Source organism: Methanolobus psychrotolerans (assembly GCF_002243045.1).
GTDB classification, from domain to species: Archaea; Halobacteriota; Methanosarcinia; order Methanosarcinales; family Methanosarcinaceae; genus Methanolobus; species Methanolobus psychrotolerans.
In genome coordinates, this window is sequence record NZ_MBKP01000038.1 from 13,360 (window position 1) to 29,294 (window position 15,935).

The following is a 15,935-nucleotide window of genomic DNA, read 5'->3' on the forward strand; positions in this document are numbered from 1 at the left end:
TAGAACATTATTTATTGACTTTTAAATGACAGTAAATTAAAAAACCAGCTTTTTTTGCTAAAGGGGTTTCTATCTCAAACATAGAATCTGCTAATTTCCATTTTCCTAAAGCTAAAAAAGGAGAAAAGAGCAAAAAAGGCTTGATCTCAACTATCTTGAAATAATCTTTATCGACAACCATTTGGGAAATCCTAGATGGCGTGAACTTATTTATGTGCTGTTCAGTGTAATCAACATCACCTAACTTATTGAGCACTATTTCAAGCACAGGCCAAAAACTAAGATAATTTGGAGTTGTCAGAACGACTTCTCCACCTGGCTTCAATATCCTATAAACTTCTTCAAGAAAACTATCAAAAGAAGTGGTATTAATATGTTCTATAAATTCACTGGCCATCACAAGGTCAAAACTGTCGGACTTAATTGGAAGCCTGCAGGCATCCCCGCAAACATAAGAATTACAATCCGAACGATTATTCGCATTAGCATAAATAAGCTGCTTCAAGGAAAAATCAATTCCGACAACATTTTCAGCTTCTACAAGAAAGTCAAGTGTTCCTGCGCTACAGGCAATATTCAACACATTTTTATGGTCGCCTACAGCCTCAAGTATTTTCCTGAACTTAAGATGATGCCACTTAGACTGAACACCACTGCTTTTTTTAAACACATAGTCATAGTAACCTTCTGATATCTGATTATGCTCATCTAGATTCGTTTTCATCTAAAAACCTCTACAGGAAAATAAAACACGTGTTATATAAATACAAATTATGATTTATTCATGTTTTGTTTTCCATGTATATATCGAATTTGTAAGATAATTCCAGTTGGCACCTACAAAAGCTCCGATGAAAGATGCAAGTACCCAGTCAACATATCCTAGTAAATACATACTTACACTGTAATTCGCAAGAGCTCCGACAACGCACAAAAGATTGTATTTGAAATAACCAGTCACAAGGGAAAGATTCTTTAATCGGTGTGATCTGAAGGTCCACAGATTGTTAAAGGAATAATTGAACAATATAGCTATCAATATAGCTGCCATCAACGATTTGCTGTAGGTATGTTCAAGAGTTTTATAGAAAAAGCTCAAAAGTGAAAAATGGAGCAATGCGCCAAGGGAACCCACAATCATATATTTGATGTACTGAATACCGACATATTTACCAAATGTCCTTTCCAGAAGAAATTCCATATATTGGACAATAACATCATTACCTAATTTACTTTCACCATGCAGTCTGGTAGAAAATGTATAAGGAATTTCCTTTATTTGAAGAGTATCATCAACTGACATTATATCCAACAATATCTTGAACCCCTTTCCGCTAAGTTTTTCGATATTTCTGTCTATGACATCTCTTTTGAGAATGAAAAATCCACTCATTGGATCAGTACTCCTGTACTTCATAACAAGTTGTGACATGCTTGTAGCAATTTCACTTATTAGAATCCGGAGTTTATTCCAATCCCCTACAGAGCCATTATCAATGTATCTTGAAGCAATCACAAGATCGCAGTCCCCTTTATCCAGTTCATTGACCATCTGAGGTATTTGTTCAGGATCATGTTGAAGATCAGCATCAATCACTGCCAGGTAGTCCCCTTTGGAAGCTAAAAAACCTTCAATAACTGCAGATGATAAACCTTTCCGACCTACTCTTCTTATAATTCGTATATGTTCATCTGCCAAAGACATTTCTCTTGCAAGTTCCCACGTATGATCCGGAGAATTATCATCTACAAAAATGATTTCATAATCACAACGATGGGATTCTAATATCGATTTTAATTTATCAGCAAGAATAGGAATATTATTTCGTTCATTGAATGTGGGAACTACAATTGAAAGCATCGGGAAAAGCATAAGAATCTATAATATATTAACATATCGAGAAAAAGTTCTGTAGAAAACCTCATAAGTAATGAGACCTGATTCCTTTTCTCAAAGAGGGATAGAATAAGCATGAGGAATAAAACATGAAATCACTAATTCTTGCCGGAGGAGCAGGAACACGGCTTTGGCCTCTTAGCAGAGAGCTTTATCCTAAACAATTCCTAAAATTTGGAGAAAAATCCCTGTTTCAGGATACCTTGATAAGGTGCTTACAAGTCTCAGAAATGTCAGACATCTTTATTGTGACAAATGAATTGCAAAAGTACTTTGTAACTGGGCAAATTGAAGATTTGGGTTATGAGATTCCACATGAGAACATACTAATTGAACCCGAAAGTAAGAACACCCTGCCTGCAATTGTGTATGGAGTAATGGAAATTGAGAAGAAATATGGTAGATCCAATGTGGGGGTTTTCTCTTCAGATCATGTGCTTGACATTAATGCCATGGAAACAATATTAGAAGCTGAACAAATTCTTCCGGGACACCTTATTACTTTTGGCGTGTCACCAAAATACCCTCACACGGGATATGGATATATTAAACCAGGGACTAATGTTGGCAGCGGTAAAAAGGTAGTAGAATTCAGAGAAAAACCTAACGTAGACGATGCCAAAAAGTACATTGCTGAAGGATGTCTCTGGAACAGTGGGATGTTCCTTTTTGATACAGGCGTTTTTTTAAATGAAGTTAGAAGTTTTGCACCTGAGATATCAGATGCATTTGAAACAGAAAAAAACATAGTAGACGTTTATAAAAGAGTACCTAAGATCTCAATTGACTATGGGATTATAGAGAAATCTTCTATCGTAGTTGTGGTCGAGATCAACTATAAATGGAATGATCTTGGAAATTTTGCCGCTCTTTACGATGAATCTGAAAAAAAAGATGATGGAAATTCATTCACGGCTGATGACAGTATCTTTCTTAATTCCAGGAACAATTATACCTATTCAAAATCTGACAAAATCATTGCACTCGTTGATATGAATGATATGATAATAGTAGACACATCAGATGCTTTACTAATATGCCCTCAGGAAAGCAGTGAGAAAGTTAAGGACATAGTTGATATACTAAAGAAAAGAAACGATGAGAAAGCAATGATTCACAATGAAGTGTACCGTCCTTGGGGTTCCTATACACTTCTTGAGAGCTCTGTAAAACACAAGATAAAGAATATATCAGTACTGCCTGGCAAAAAACTAAGTCTTCAACTACATCACCATAGAAGCGAACACTGGGTAGTGGTTAAAGGTATGGCTTGTGTTGAGAACAATGGAGATAAATATTACTTGAGGCAAGGAGAAAGCACATTCATAAGGGCTGGATCAAAACACAGGCTCTCAAACCCGGGAAAGTTACCTCTTGAAATCATAGAAGTCCAGCTGGGAGAATATGTAGAAGAGGACGATATTTTGAGATTTGATGACGAGTATGGGAGAAAATGAAATGAGAGGACATAATTGAATTTACATATCAACCTTTTTTTGAAACAATGATTTATTCTGAACCTGATGAGAGAAGAGATATTTGAAAAATAATAGATCTGTTGAGTTTTAGCTTACTCAAAATTCAACGGATCTTTTTATTGCTGCTGACTTTAGAGCTGCTTCCGCCATTTCCACAGCCCGCATTCCTATAATCCCATCAGAAAGCGGGTTCTCACGTGACCTGATGCAATCTATAAAGTTATGCAGTTCCTCTTTTAACGGTTCAGCATAGGGAATTGGGATTGTGTAAGAACCCTCATTCTCAACACTGAAACTTGTCTTTCCATCAAAATCCCGCTCTGCAATACGTATATCGAACATCTGGAGTTCCTGCGGCTTCAGGTAATCTATCTTTGCCACTTTTTCGGACCCTACGACTATGAGGTCACGCTGCTTCCCGGATGCGGGCATCAGCCAGCTTTCAAATGCATAGGCAGTAGCATTTCCAAAATCCATGGAGATCATTGCTGTTTCTTCGATGCCCGGCTGCAAGGTGCACCTCGTATCAGCAAGAATGCTTTTAGGATAATCCATGTTCAACAGGTAGCAGAACATATCCACTTCATGTATGCCAAGAGCATAAATTACGCCCATGTCACTTCTGGGTGCACCGAAAGATAAACGATTGCTTGATATGAGTCGTATGGTCCCCAGTTCTCCTACATTGATCCTGTGTTTTAACTCTTTCACGGCAGGATGATGCCTGAATATGTGGCCCACCATCAATATCTGCCCTGTTTCTTCGGATATCCGGACAAGGTCTTTAGCCTCATCGATGTTCATTGTCATAGGCTTTTCCACAAGCACATCCTTTCCAGCTTCCATAAATTCCTTTGCGAGCTGATAGTGGGTGGGAGATGGAGTCACAATGCTCACTGCATCTATATCCGGATCATCTATCAGTTCACGATAATTTGTCAGGTACTCTATATTGAATGCACTGCCAAGTTCTTTTGCACGCTTCTCATTGATATCACATATGAGAACATGGTCCAGAACGCCTTCCAGAACCAGCTCACTGTAGGTACGTACATGGTTCTTACCCCAATAACCGGTTCCAATAACTCCTACACCTGTCATTTTACCCACTCCTCAATCTTCTCAGCAACAAAATCGATTTGCTCATCAGTAAGTTGTGGATGCATTGGAAGTGAGAGTATCCTGTCCACACATGCATCTGTAACAGGAAGGGAACAATCTCCAGCTTCCATGCACGGTTGCCTGTGAACAGGAACTGGATAATAGATACCTGTGCTGATACCGTTCTTGTTCAGGTGTTCCTGAAGTCCGTCACGATCATCTGTCTGGATAGTGTAAACATAATAAGCATGTTTTGCCCATTCCTTTTCGGCAGGTGTTTCCACGACACCATCAAGCAGGACATTGTATTTTGCTGCCACGTTCCTTCTTGTTTCAGTCCACTCGGGCAGATGTTTTAGCTGCACCCTTCCTATAGATGCAGGGACCTCACTTAATCTTAGATTCAATCCAAGCATTTCATGAAGGTATTTATCTGTCCTTCCATGGTCCCTTAGCATTGACATTTTCTTGGCCAGTTCTTCATCTGATGTAAGGACTATGCCCCCATCTGCAGCTACCGTCATATTCTTTGAAGGGAAGAAACTGAATGCAGCCATATCACCAAGTGAACCGGTTTTCTTTCCTTTGTACTCTGCCGCATGGGCCTGACAGGCATCTTCTATGACCCGGATGTCATACTTCTTTGCAATAGACATTATTTTGTCCATATCAACAGGATGACCATACAGGTGAACGACAATGATTGCCTTTGTCCGGTCGGTGATCGCAGATTCCAGTTTCAGCGGATCCATTGTATAAGTGACAGGATTGATATCAACATATACAGGTGTCGCACCAAGGAATTTAGCAGGACTTGCCGTTGCAATGAAAGTATGTGAAGGAACAATTACCTCATCACCGGTTTTTATCCCCAGTGCCATCATTGTCAGAAGGACAGCCGACGTACCGGAACTCACACCAATCCCATAGTCTGCACCACAAAAAGCAGAAAACTCCTCTTCAAAAAGCCGAAGTTGTTCTCCTTTTATATATCGCCCGCTGTCAAGAACATCGTTCACAGCTTTCTTAATCTCGGCATCCACATACATTTCACTTAGATTGATGTGCAAGAAATATCACCTATTTTTATTGGACAGATTAGTTAATATGTAGCATATTATATAATATGGAACTATTACATATTATAATAATTAAAGATAGATAAGCATGCCTGTGGTAGAAAAGCAAAGATATTATTGTCAACAAACAATCATGAATTAAGCTTCGACTCTGATAATAAAAAACTTAAAAAACAGATATCAACAAACGGGAGAAAATAAATGTATATTTCGGGAATAGGTAGGACTGAATTTGGCTTTTCAAAACAAAGTCTACCCCAATTAATATATAAGGCTATATACGAGGCAATAAAGGATAGCCCAATTTCGATTGAACAAATCGACGCTATCTTCGTATCCAATTTTTTAAGCGGATTGTGCGATAATCAATTACATCTTAATTCAATTGTTTCCAGTTTATTGCCAGAGTTAAAGATACCCATCATAAGAATAGAAACTGCCTGTTCTTCAGGTGCTACAGCTTTGTACCAGTCACTCATATCGATGCCCCATTACAGGAATGTCCTTGTAGTAGGTGTTGAAAAGATGACGCACGTAGACAACATTAAACTGACCGGACACATAGCTTCAGCAAGTGATCGAACACTTGATCAGGAACAGGGATTAATATTCCCTGCAAATTACGCTTTGATAGCGCAACAGCATTTCCAAAGATATAACAGTACACATGAAGACCTGGTGTTGATATCTTATAAAAATCACCAAAATGCTAATTTGAACCCGTTAGCTCATTTCAATTATAAAAAAGTCACAATGGAAATGATAGAAAATGCTCCCCTTGTTGCTGCCCCATTAACACTTTTTGATTGCAGCCCAATATCAGATGGTGCTGCAGCACTAGTAATCTCTGATAAAAGAACATCCAGCAGAGATATTGAAATTATTGGCATGGGTATAGGAACAGACTTCATATCATTATCTCAAAGAAAAGAGCTTACAAGTTTTGAAGCAACAAAAATAGCTGCAAAAAAGGCTTATGATATGGCAAAAGTTGGACCTGAAGATATAAATGTTGCAGAACTACATGATTGTTTTACTATATCAGAACTCATTTCAATGGAAGACCTAGGTTTTTGCAAACCAGGTGAAGGAAAATACCTAGTGCGCGAAAAAAGAACCATGATCAAAGGAGACATACCAATAAATACAGATGGTGGATTAAAAGCCAATGGGCATCCAATGGGTGCATCTGGAATTTCACAGGTATATGAAATTGTGATGCAACTAAGGAAAGAAGCGGGGAAAAGACAGGTACAAAATGCAAATTTAGGATTAAGTCACAGTCTTGGAGGAATTGGAGGAACATCTGTCGTTCATATATTCAGAGGGGAGTAATATGGTAATATGGAAATGTGAAGAATGTGGTAAAAAATGGAGATATGAAATAGATAAGTGTATTTTTTGTGAAGGAAAAATAAAGCTTGAAGATATAGGAGATCTTAAGGTTATCGGATACACAAAGATTTTTATTCCTTCGATTCAACACCCTGAAATTCCGTACTATAGTTTGATTCTGGAAGATGAAAAGGGAAATAGAATTATTCAAAAGTCATTCAATAAACCATCTATGGGAGCCTACTTTTCACTTGAATCAAATGGAAAAAATCCTGCAAAAAGAAACATCATTATCATCGGAACAGGTACAATGGGTACTGGAATTGCTCACTTATCTTTAATAAAGGGATTTAATGTCATTTTAATGGGCAGAAACGAAAAATCATTGGAAAAAGCTAAGAATAGAATTCAAGAAAGGCTTCTTAAAAAAAATACCCAGGATGAAACAAATCAAATATTAAGAAGAATAGAATATACTCTTAATACTCCTAACTTTGAAAGTACCGACATTATAATCGAAGCAATTGCTGAAGATATGCGAGCAAAAAAAGAGATATTCAATAATATCACAAGAGTTTGCCCTTCTGAAACAATAATAGCATCAAATACATCTTCACTTTCCATAACTGAACTTTCAGAATCAATATCACATCCAGAAAGGTTTGTAGGAATGCATTTTTTTAATCCGCCTGACAAAATGGATTTAGTTGAAATTGTTAAAGGAAGAAAAACATCTGAAAGTACAATAGAAATCGTAAAACAAATAACTACTGAAATGAATAAAAAGCCAATAATTGTAAAAGATAGTCCCGGATTTATAGTAAATAGAATGCTTATGCCTTTTATTAATGAGGCTGTAAATCTGTTAGAGGAAGGAGTTGCAAGCAAGAAAGATATAGATGAAGCAATCAAAACGGGTTTGAATCATCCAATGGGACCTTTTGAACTTGCTGATTTTATAGGACTTGATGTCTGCCTCGCGATTTTAGAATCAATATCTAGTAATCTGGATGAAGAAAAATACAAACCTTCAGAAACGTTAATACAGCTTGTAAACAATGGCCATCTCGGCAAAAAGACAAAAAAAGGTTTTTATGAATACTGAGAAGATATAATGATAGATAAAACCAGCATAATATATCCCAATGTAATAATGGGAAAAAATGTGGAAGTCCAGCCTTATGTTATTTTAGGTATGCCAACTGCAAATGATAATGACAAATTGATTATTGGAGATAATAGTATCATTAGATCCCATACTGTCATATATGCAGGATGTGAGATTGGTAACAATTTTAATTGTGGCCATGGCGTTAGAATCAGAGAAAATGTAAAAATTGGAAATAATTCACAAATCGGTACTAATTCTCAACTTGAAGGGTACATTACCATAGGAAATAACGCTAAAATACATACAAATGTTCACATCGGACAAAAAAGTGAAATTGGAAATAATGTATTCATTGCGCCCGGAGTAGTACTTACAAATGTTTTGCATCCATTATGCCCTGAAGCTAAAAAATGCTTAAAAGGAGCTACAATAAAAGATGGTGTTAAGATTGGCGCAAACAGTACTGTCAACCCTGGAATTATTATCAATGAAAATGTGTTAGTAGGTTCCGGTTCTGTTGTTGCACATGATATCGAGAAGAACAACGTAGTTATAGGAAACCCTGCAAAAGTAGTAAAAAGCATATATGACCTTAAATGTCCCTTCGGAATAATTGAAAGGCCATATTTTGAATACATGGAAAACGATTAAAATATTTTTTCGATTACAAATCAAAGAAAAGAGAATGGAAACTTTTTAACGAGAAGGCAGACTAACTGACCCTTTCAGTTGGTTCCCATATGTGCACATCTTTAACAAGATACAGCAATCCTAAAAATAAGTAAATTTGATACAATAAGAAGGAAGAAAGCATATTTGTTTTAAAGTGACCTATTGCCATTATTGATAAAACTGAAATGCCAAATATAGCACCATACAATAAATTAAATGATGAAAGTACGTATATCCATAGAACAAAACTTATCAATATGCAAAAAGGACAAATGAAGAACATCAACATTCTTAAAGGAAAAATAACAGTTCCAAATAGACCATAATTGGTCGATAACAAATTTTTGTGCACCCATGAAGCTTGAAGCAACCTGGAAGCTCGACGAACCTTTTGCCTTTTTTGTTCTTCAAATTTGTCAGGAATATACTCATAGAATTTTGCATCTGGAACGTAAAGACACCTATATCCATTTTTGATAATCCCAAGAGCTGTACTTGCATCATCTGCTCCTTTTGTTACATGCACATCAGCACGTGCTTTTTTCTTAAGCGCAGTTGCGGGTCCATTGAAACAATAGGTTGAGTGTAAGTTACTTTCCCATGTGCATATTTTTCCAAATACTGATCGATAAGCATCCTCAGAACGTGTTGTTACAGCCTTCTTGTTAGAGACCGGTATCAAATCTCCTGATACGGCGCCAACATCATCAGAACTTAACAAGACAGAAAGTAAAAGAGGAATGGTATTTTTGTCAAATTCTCCATCTGCACCTGTAAGAACGATTATTTCCCTTTTTGTTGCAGAAACACCTTTGTTTACGCTGAAGTTCACACCCGATCGTACTTTATTGGAAATTACTGTGCCTTCTATACCAAGATCTTCAAACGCCTTCTTTGCGACGCTGACCGTATCATCAGTAGAAGAATCATCTACAATCACAAGCTCGAACAGTTCAGATGGATAAGATAGTGAAATGTTTTTGATCCTATCGTACAAAACCAATGCTTCGTTGTATGCAGGAATCACTATGCTTATTTCAGGATAATCTTTTAATGGGACAACTGCTTTTTTTTTCGTGAACAATATTGCAGCTAAATAAATGATATAGACAGCTAAAGGGATAAACGTAAAAAACAAAGTAATTCCAATCAATACTTCCATGATTTATTCTCCTTTTATTGCAATGAAATTGTCTGTGAGATATTTGCTAATAGAACTTAGATAGTTTTCCTGGTAATCGGAAATTTTTGACTGACTGATATATGATGAGCGCTATTTTTCTTTTAAAGAGTTTATATATTAGTTTCACTTTAACTTCTCCGTTCAGTTTGATCCCTTTCATCCATTTTCGTGTGATTTCAAGTTCTTCCTTAATACCAATATCCTGCCTGTGACTCCAATTGCTATCATGAACCCTGTATTCAGCCAGAGGTTCATCAACATAATCCAATGGATATTTATAGGCAATAAATAGGAATGAATCATATTCTGCTATTACTAGAGTCCTAAAGGTCTGCGAATTTTTGCCGCAAAGTTTACAAGTTTTGCGAATTTAGAATATTGAAAATGAATCAGGACAAACAACGACATACCTGCAGCCATGTTAATTAATTTGTAATGTTTCATGTTAAAGACAACATACTTCTTAGCATAATCCTTTGCTTCTTTTTTTTCAGAAATGCTCCAATAATATACTGAAACGTCGGAATTAATTCTTTCGATGCTATTAATTATTTCATTCTTATATTTAGGAAGCACTTCAGAATTCACCAAAAATCGACGGAGTACTTTTTGCCACAATAACGGTCTGTTGATGGCACCACTGATAGACCCACCATGTACACGATAAAGAGCAAGTTCTTTGTTCATATACTCAAAATTGAATACTAAAGATGCACGCAACCAGTATTCATAGTCTTCTGACCCTCTTAGATCAGCATCTTCACTAAATGGACCAATTGTTTCGTATACCTCCCTCCTAATCAGGACTGTGAGTATAGGTACAAAATTTTCATATACTAAATCAGAGAACACCTGACCAACTTTTGGTTGTTCTGGTCTTAGTAACAAAACTTTTCTAGCATCATGCTCATCGACTATGATAGCATTGGAGTATATGATATGTTTGTCAGAGTTTTCATTTAAAACTTTGACTTGGAGTTCAAGCTTGTCAGGGCACCACAAGTCATCATCATCCAGAAAAGCTATGTATTTTCCTACTGAATGCATTATTCCCTTATTTCTAGACTTTGCAATAATTCCATCGTTTTTGAAATTATAAACCTTTATTCTGGTATCTGCAAATGAGGCTATGATTTCTAAAGTGTTGTCTGTTGAAAAATTATTTATGACTATAACCTCAAAATCAGTAAATGTTTGCTCTAAAACAGATTGAATGGACCTTTTTAAATAATTTGATCGGTTATAAGTTGGAATAATTACACTTACGACAGGTTGCATTTCAAACATTCCTTATACTTTTCACAAAAAATAATAGTGTCGTCAATTTCGTCTTCAATATTGGATACTAGTGAAAATCCTGTGTTTCTAATCTTATCAATGTTATAAACTAACCGCCTTTCGAGAACATTTCTTTGGGATTTATCATCTCCTACAATAATCTCTGGACTTGTGCCCATCATCTTTTCACATCTTTGCCTAATAAGCAGGGCCATATCCAGAATTGATGAAGCGTTATTACCTCCGAGATTATACACACAATCCTTTGCATCAAATTCCAGATCATCCAAAGACAATAAGTGACCTACGCATCGAGATACATCCGTCAAAGTAACAAAATCCCTTTCCTGTTTACCAGAACTTTTCAAAACCATTCGATTGTTTAAAACTGCCTGAAGGCAAAGATCATTTACAACAAGAGTCCATCTATTCACCCATGGATGAGCAGGACATCCAAACCCATTTGATAAACGCAAAACTATACCTTTGATGTCCTTGTTATGATGTGCCATCCTTACAAAATCTTCAGAAACATGATGGGTTATAGCATAGGGATGGACCGGCAATGGAAGTGTATTTTCAGTTATTTCTCCAGACGCATTCAGACCATAAACATGGAACGTGGAGAAATATATTATCCTTTTTACACCATTTCTGATGGCTGCATTTAATAGATTCATGGTCCCTTCACCATTAACTTTTAGTGCAGCAACTGGATTTTTTCCGGAATCAATTTCATTCAAAGCTGCCAGATGAATCACTGTATCTACATTTTCACATGCAGCCTCTAATGAAGAAACGTCCAGCAGATCACCTTTTAAGATTGATTTACTTCCAACCCATCCAGGTATTTGTCTATCATCCCTGATCAGAAGCCTTATGCTAGGATCACCGTAAAGCTCACCCAGATATTTTGCAAGCCGCCCACCGATATATCCAAAAGCACCTGTTATTAGAATATTCATCTGTTCTTAAGCTCCCAGTTATATGGAATATCATTTTCGAAGGGGTCCATGCGTTCTATCTCATCGGGATCATGAGGAATAGTGGAGCAGTTAGCTACAATGGAAGATTCCGTACCAATGCCCTTGAACCCATTCCATACCATTGGAGGTATAGTCACAAGTTTGTAGTTCTCCCGACCCAAATAAATTTCCTGTACTTCGCCCTTAGTCTGCGAACCCTCTCGATCATCATAAAGAACAAGTTTTATTGAACCACTAACTACAGCATAATTTAAAGTCATTTTTTTGTGAATATGCCATCCTTTTACAACACCCGGGTAAATTAAAGAGAAATAGATTTCCCCAAACTCTTGAAAAACCGAATCATCATTCCTTAGCATTTTAAGAATCATTCCTCTTTCATCCGGTATTATGGCAAGAGGAATTATTTGTACACCTTCTATCATATTCACTGCCCCTCAAAAAAATTCTGGTACCACCTGATTGTCCGTTCAAGTCCTTCATCTAATGTATACATAGGTTTCCAGTCTAACATATTTCTTGCCTTCTCAGCCGATAAAGATTGATGTATTATTTCGTTCTTTGCAGTACCAAGAACCTTTGGTTTGATTTTTTCTTCTTTAAGCAAATAGATTACCTTTTGAACCAATTCTAGTACTGAGACCTGTATCTCGTTACTGAAATTAAAAGCTTCTCCCAAAATATTTGTATCATCCATTTTTTCTGCAAGATGCAAGTATGCATTGACGCCATCCTCTACATAGAAATAATCCCTTATGTATGAGCCATCACTCCTGATTACAGGCTGTTCACCTTTTAAGATTGATCGTATGGTTCCAGGAATAATTCTGTTAAAATTCAAATCACCCCCACCATAAAAATTCCCACATCTTGTAATGCAGACCGGAGTACCATAGGTTGTATGATATGTTTTTGCAATAAGGTCAGTACAACTTTTTGAAACATCATAAGGATGAGTTCCCTGCAAAGGCATATTCTCATTATAAGGCAATACAGGTTGGTCGCCATAGGCTTTATCACTTGATGCAACGATGATCTTTTTGACCGTTGGAGCCCTTCTGCAGGCTTCAAGTATATTCCAAGTACCTTTTATATTAGATTCAAATGTCGAGAGGGGGTTTCTATTGGCAATCTCTACAATAGTCTGTGCCGCAAGATGAAATACAACCTCTATCTCATATTCATTAATAACCCGCTCCATGGTATCAAAGTCCGCGACATCACCTCTGACAATATTCATTTTGTCAATGTATCCATCGTTTATCAAAACAGACTTGGGAACCCAATCACGAATCACGCCAACAACATTTGCATTTCTCTTAATAAGCTCCTTGCTCAGCCATGATCCAAGAAGGCCGGTACAACCGGTTACTAATACTGGCTTATCTTTCCATTGCATTACCACACCTTCCATGGTACATCATTGCTCTTCCATATATTGTTCAACAAGGTATAATCTCTGTATGTGTCCATACACTGCCAGAATCCTTCGTGACGATATACATTCAATTCCCCATCTGTAGCAAGAGAGGCAAGTGGTTCTTTTTCTAAAATGCAATTCTCATCTTCATCAAGATAATCAAATATTTCCCTATTAAAAACGAAGAAACCACCGCTTATCGGAGCAACATTTGTATCAGGTTTTTCTTCAAATGATAGTACATTGTCCCCGTTTAGTTTAAGTTCTCCATATCTTGATGGAGGATACACCCCCGTAACAGTTCCTATTTTCTTATGACTCCTATGATATTCTAACAGATCAGAGATGTTCAGGTCAGCAACTCCATCCCCATAGGTTACCATTAAGGCATCATCATCCCCAATGTATTTCTCAATTCTTTTAATTCTGGCTCCTGTCATTGAATTAAGACCCGTGTTTACAAGTGTAACATTCCAGTCATCACATTCAGCTGAATTATGTAACTTGATGTCACCACTAGCCAAATTTATAGAAAAATCATTGTTTCGCATCTTGTAGTCGTAAAAATAATCTTTGATAACATCCCCCTTATATCCAAGGCATAAGACAAAATCATTGAATCCGTATGTTGAATATATTTTCATAATATGCCAAAGTATTGGCTTATCACCTATTTCGACCATAGGTTTGGGTTTATATTCAGTTTCTTCTCTCAAACGGGTTCCCATTCCACCACAGAGTATTGCAACTTTCATATTGGGCCTCATATTTAGTTAAGATGATATATATTAAAATATTAAAACCTTGTAGTTAGTCAATAAAATCATACGGAGGAGTTTTCAGAAAGAGCTCGTATGTATTTTCATCAACTGCACCAAAGATATCTTTTGTGATATTTCTTCCAATATTTCGTATCTTTTGTAGTTCATCTGGCGTTAAATTTGTAAAATTATTTATGCAAGTGAGAAGTTCATCTTTTGATTTTACGGACATGTGTAATCCCGCAGGTGAACCATCCAAAATATCACAATCTATATTATAGCTAGATTTTATATGAATAGGATAAACACCAGCGGCCAGAGCTTCTACACAGATGGTTGTAGTCATGTATAATAATATATCACATTCATTCAGCAATGAAGAAATTGATTCATTAGAGACTGTAAAGTGTTCGGGAAATAATTGTATATTCATCTCATTCATAATTACCCGATATTGCATCAATGGGTGGAATTTCAAAATAATGTCATACATTCTATGATTACCAAATGTATCCAGTACTTTATGAAGCAACTCGCACGATTCATTTTTATCAATAGATAAAGCAACTAATATTGTCACTTTTTTATCAGGATCATTGAGATCTCTATGATTAGTTGGCTCTTTTAGCATATCCAAAACATATTCATACCTTATTGCTCCACCTCTAATCAGTTTGGTTGGTTCATAGCCAGATTTTACAAGATAATCTCTGGAGTATTTCCCATTTGTGATCAGAATATCCGGAAACGGCATTAGCTCGCGTTCATATTGGGAAATTGAATATGCAGTATACATTTTAGATATAGTGGAATGCTGATATCCAAGAAGAAGTGTATTTGGATAAAAATCGCGAAATGCAAGACAATATATTTTTTCCCACGTATGATTTTCATGTAGGAAAATAAACCTGTCAATGGATAAACTCTGGAGTTTCAGATTTTCGATTACACGGTACAAAAGCAAATTTGATGACATGCGGGTGTTTTTCCAATCATTCAATCTATCGAGATAAATTATATGTGATATATCTATATTTTCAAATGTCAGACACTTTTCCTTTGTTGGCCTTTTCATCGTTTTTAGTAGAACTGATAATATATTTGACATGCTCAAATGTGCTGAATGGATCAAAAAGTGCTCCCTGCATTTGCTGATTTTTGTTAGCATTTTCCAATAAGAAACAGTATGCAGAATGTAAGGTACAATTACAATATTATCCACACTTTTAGATATGTAACTGTTCAGTTTTCCAAAATAGACATCTTGAAATTCATTGTTTTCTGTGAATGACCGACCATCAATCCATGAATGAATAAGGACTAGATCTTCCTTTGAAGAATCTTTTTTAGAGAGATAATCAATTTTTTTATAGAAATAAATGTGCTTTACAAGCAGCATCCTGCAAATGTTGCTCAACGCAAACCAACTGTGTTTGACAATAAACTCTACATTATCATTTATTGATTCTAATATGGCCGATCTTCGTGATTCAATATGTTTTATTATATAGTTAGATTTTAAAAAATTATCCACAAAACATAGCCTTAATTGTTGATTTTCTACAAAAAATACGAGATTATCCGTGTTAGGCAATTCTGCCAATGACAAAGCTACTTTGATATAACACGAAAAT

Annotated in this window: 15 protein-coding genes; 4 read left to right on the forward strand and 11 right to left on the reverse strand. The window is 36.3% G+C overall.

The window, feature by feature from the left end; translation table 11 throughout:
- Positions 1-7 precede the first annotated feature (7 nt).
- Entirely contained in the window at positions 8-724 is a 717-nt protein-coding gene (locus BB781_RS11665; protein WP_094228665.1) for a class I SAM-dependent methyltransferase, read from the reverse strand.
- Positions 725-778: 54 nt separating this feature from the next.
- Entirely contained in the window at positions 779-1,861 is a 1,083-nt protein-coding gene (locus BB781_RS11670) for a glycosyltransferase family 2 protein (protein WP_164997862.1), read from the reverse strand.
- Positions 1,862-1,986: 125 nt separating this feature from the next.
- Here BB781_RS11670 and BB781_RS11675 point away from each other — a divergent pair, with 125 nt between their 5' ends.
- The gene (locus BB781_RS11675; protein WP_094228667.1) at positions 1,987-3,354 is read left to right on the forward strand and encodes a mannose-1-phosphate guanylyltransferase/mannose-6-phosphate isomerase; all 1,368 of its coding nucleotides are present in this window, start codon (positions 1,987-1,989) and stop codon (positions 3,352-3,354) included.
- A gap of 117 nt (positions 3,355-3,471) precedes the next feature.
- Here BB781_RS11675 and BB781_RS11680 read toward each other — a convergent pair whose 3' ends face one another.
- Positions 3,472-4,476 (reverse strand): Gfo/Idh/MocA family protein, encoded by a 1,005-nt coding sequence (locus tag BB781_RS11680; RefSeq protein WP_094228668.1) that lies wholly within the window; start codon positions 4,474-4,476, stop codon positions 3,472-3,474.
- Positions 4,473-5,546: a DegT/DnrJ/EryC1/StrS family aminotransferase gene (locus BB781_RS11685; protein WP_094228669.1), complete on the reverse strand. Its 1,074-nt coding sequence runs from the start codon at positions 5,544-5,546 to the stop codon at positions 4,473-4,475. Before BB781_RS11685 ends, BB781_RS11680 begins: the two co-directional genes overlap by 4 nt.
- A gap of 210 nt (positions 5,547-5,756) precedes the next feature.
- On the opposite strand from BB781_RS11685, the gene BB781_RS11690 reads away from it, so the two are divergent.
- The 3 genes from BB781_RS11690 to BB781_RS11700 are packed head-to-tail and all read left to right on the forward strand — an operon-like array spanning position 5,757 to position 8,652.
- Positions 5,757-6,890 (forward strand): thiolase C-terminal domain-containing protein, encoded by a 1,134-nt coding sequence (locus BB781_RS11690; RefSeq protein WP_094228670.1) that lies wholly within the window; start codon positions 5,757-5,759, stop codon positions 6,888-6,890.
- Between the two features lies 1 nt (position 6,891).
- Positions 6,892-7,995, forward strand: a complete 1,104-nt coding sequence (locus BB781_RS11695) for a 3-hydroxyacyl-CoA dehydrogenase family protein (RefSeq protein ID WP_094228671.1) — start codon at positions 6,892-6,894, stop codon at positions 7,993-7,995.
- A 9-nt stretch (positions 7,996-8,004) separates the two neighbouring features.
- On the forward strand, positions 8,005-8,652 hold the full coding sequence (locus tag BB781_RS11700; protein WP_094228672.1) for an acyltransferase: 648 nt from the start codon (positions 8,005-8,007) through the stop codon (positions 8,650-8,652).
- A gap of 61 nt (positions 8,653-8,713) precedes the next feature.
- On the opposite strand, the gene BB781_RS11705 is transcribed toward BB781_RS11700, so the two are convergent.
- The 7 genes from BB781_RS11705 to BB781_RS11740 form a co-directional block, all read right to left on the reverse strand.
- Positions 8,714-9,835: a glycosyltransferase gene (locus tag BB781_RS11705; protein WP_094228673.1), complete on the reverse strand. Its 1,122-nt coding sequence runs from the start codon at positions 9,833-9,835 to the stop codon at positions 8,714-8,716.
- A 336-nt stretch (positions 9,836-10,171) separates the two neighbouring features.
- Positions 10,172-11,143, reverse strand: coding sequence for a glycosyltransferase (locus BB781_RS11715; RefSeq protein ID WP_094228675.1), 972 nt, complete (start codon positions 11,141-11,143; stop codon positions 10,172-10,174).
- Entirely contained in the window at positions 11,119-12,099 is a 981-nt protein-coding gene (locus BB781_RS11720) for an NAD-dependent epimerase/dehydratase family protein (RefSeq protein ID WP_094228676.1), read from the reverse strand. Before BB781_RS11720 ends, BB781_RS11715 begins: the two co-directional genes overlap by 25 nt.
- Complete coding sequence (locus BB781_RS11725) at positions 12,096-12,545, reverse strand: dTDP-4-dehydrorhamnose 3,5-epimerase family protein (RefSeq protein WP_094228677.1); 450 nt, start codon at positions 12,543-12,545, stop codon at positions 12,096-12,098. Before BB781_RS11725 ends, BB781_RS11720 begins: the two co-directional genes overlap by 4 nt.
- A 2-nt stretch (positions 12,546-12,547) precedes the next feature.
- Positions 12,548-13,519 carry a GDP-mannose 4,6-dehydratase gene (locus BB781_RS11730; protein WP_094228678.1) on the reverse strand — a complete coding sequence of 324 codons (972 nt, stop codon included), beginning with the start codon at positions 13,517-13,519 and terminating at the stop codon, positions 12,548-12,550.
- Positions 13,519-14,295, reverse strand: coding sequence for a glucose-1-phosphate cytidylyltransferase (rfbF, locus tag BB781_RS11735; RefSeq protein ID WP_094228679.1), 777 nt, complete (start codon positions 14,293-14,295; stop codon positions 13,519-13,521). Before rfbF ends, BB781_RS11730 begins: the two co-directional genes overlap by 1 nt.
- A gap of 55 nt (positions 14,296-14,350) precedes the next feature.
- On the reverse strand, positions 14,351-15,935 hold a 1,585-nt coding region (locus BB781_RS11740), incomplete at its 5' end, for a hypothetical protein (protein WP_207205283.1).

What these genes read in the sequence shown, in the direction of transcription:
- BB781_RS11665 (WP_094228665.1), bottom strand. Translation starts at nt 724, where the DNA reads ATGAAAACGAATCTAGATGAGCATAATCAGATATCAGAAGGTTACTAT.
- BB781_RS11670 (WP_164997862.1), bottom strand. Translation starts at nt 1,861, where the DNA reads ATGCTTTCAATTGTAGTTCCCACATTCAATGAACGAAATAATATTCCT.
- BB781_RS11675 (WP_094228667.1), top strand. Translation starts at nt 1,987, where the DNA reads ATGAAATCACTAATTCTTGCCGGAGGAGCAGGAACACGGCTTTGGCCT.
- BB781_RS11680 (WP_094228668.1), bottom strand. Translation starts at nt 4,476, where the DNA reads ATGACAGGTGTAGGAGTTATTGGAACCGGTTATTGGGGTAAGAACCAT.
- BB781_RS11690 (WP_094228670.1), top strand. Translation starts at nt 5,757, where the DNA reads ATGTATATTTCGGGAATAGGTAGGACTGAATTTGGCTTTTCAAAACAA.
- BB781_RS11695 (WP_094228671.1), top strand. Translation starts at nt 6,892, where the DNA reads ATGGTAATATGGAAATGTGAAGAATGTGGTAAAAAATGGAGATATGAA.
- BB781_RS11700 (WP_094228672.1), top strand. Translation starts at nt 8,005, where the DNA reads ATGATAGATAAAACCAGCATAATATATCCCAATGTAATAATGGGAAAA.
- BB781_RS11705 (WP_094228673.1), bottom strand. Translation starts at nt 9,835, where the DNA reads ATGGAAGTATTGATTGGAATTACTTTGTTTTTTACGTTTATCCCTTTA.
- BB781_RS11715 (WP_094228675.1), bottom strand. Translation starts at nt 11,143, where the DNA reads ATGTTTGAAATGCAACCTGTCGTAAGTGTAATTATTCCAACTTATAAC.
- BB781_RS11720 (WP_094228676.1), bottom strand. Translation starts at nt 12,099, where the DNA reads ATGAATATTCTAATAACAGGTGCTTTTGGATATATCGGTGGGCGGCTT.
- BB781_RS11725 (WP_094228677.1), bottom strand. Translation starts at nt 12,545, where the DNA reads ATGATAGAAGGTGTACAAATAATTCCTCTTGCCATAATACCGGATGAA.
- BB781_RS11730 (WP_094228678.1), bottom strand. Translation starts at nt 13,519, where the DNA reads ATGCAATGGAAAGATAAGCCAGTATTAGTAACCGGTTGTACCGGCCTT.
- rfbF (WP_094228679.1), bottom strand. Translation starts at nt 14,295, where the DNA reads ATGAAAGTTGCAATACTCTGTGGTGGAATGGGAACCCGTTTGAGAGAA.